1 rRNA gene is annotated in these 1,035 nt (G+C 52.2%); it reads left to right on the top strand.

Features of this window, described 5'->3' with window-relative positions:
* Positions 1–1,035, top strand: a 16S ribosomal RNA gene (locus F454_RS0113580); the annotation flags it as partial.

Genomic DNA, 1,035 nt, shown 5'->3' on the forward strand with positions numbered 1-1,035 from the left:
AGTTGGTCTGAGAGGACGATCAGCAACACTGGAACTGAGACACGGTCCAGACACCTACGGGTGGCAGCAGTCGAGAATCATTCACAATGGACGAAAGTCTGATGGTGCAACGCCGCGTGGAGGATGAAGGCCCTAGGGTCGTAAACTCCTGTCATATGAGAGTAAGGCATAAGTGACTAATACGCATTTATGTTTGATAGTATCATAAGAGGAAGGGACGGCTAACTTCGTGCCAGCAGCCGCGGTAATACGAAGGTCCCGAGCGTTATTCGGAATCACTGGGCGTAAAGGGAGCGTAGGCTGCGCGGTAAGTCAGATGTGAAATCTCAGGGCTCAACCTTGAAACTGCATCCGATACTGCCGCGCTAGAGTAATGGAGAGGTAAGTGGAATTCTCGGTGTAGCAGTGAAATGCGTAGATATCGAGAGGAAGACCAATGGCGAAGGCAGCTTACTGGACATTTACTGACGCTGAGGCTCGAAGGCTAGGGTAGCGAAAGGGATTAGATACCCCTGTAGTCCTAGCAGTAAACGATGTGCGCTTGGTGTGGGAGGGTTCGACCCCTTCTGTGCCGGAGCTAACGCGTTAAGCGCACCGCCTGGGGAGTACGGTCGCAAGACTAAAACTCAAAGAAATTGACGGGGACCCGCACAAGCGGTGGAGTATGTGGCTTAATTCGATGCAACGCGAAGAACCTTACCCAGACTTGACATGTATTGCTAATTTGCTGAAAGGCAATGACCCTTCGGGGACCTTACACAGGTGCTGCATGGCCGTCGTCAGCTCGTGTCGTGAGATGTTCGGTTAAGTCCGGCAACGAGCGCAACCCCTGTGACTAGTTACTAACATTAAGTTGAGGACTTTAGTCAGACTGCCCAGATCAACTGGGAGGAAGGTGGGGATGACGTCAGGTCAGTATGGCCCTTACGTCTGGGGCTGCACACGTACTACAATGCCCAGTACAATGAGAACCGAGACCGCGAGGTGGAGGAAATCTACAAAACTGGGCTCAGTTCGGATTGGAGGCTGCAACTC

The organism is Rubritalea marina DSM 17716 (assembly GCF_000378105.1).
GTDB classification, from domain to species: Bacteria; Verrucomicrobiota; Verrucomicrobiia; order Verrucomicrobiales; family Akkermansiaceae; genus Rubritalea; species Rubritalea marina.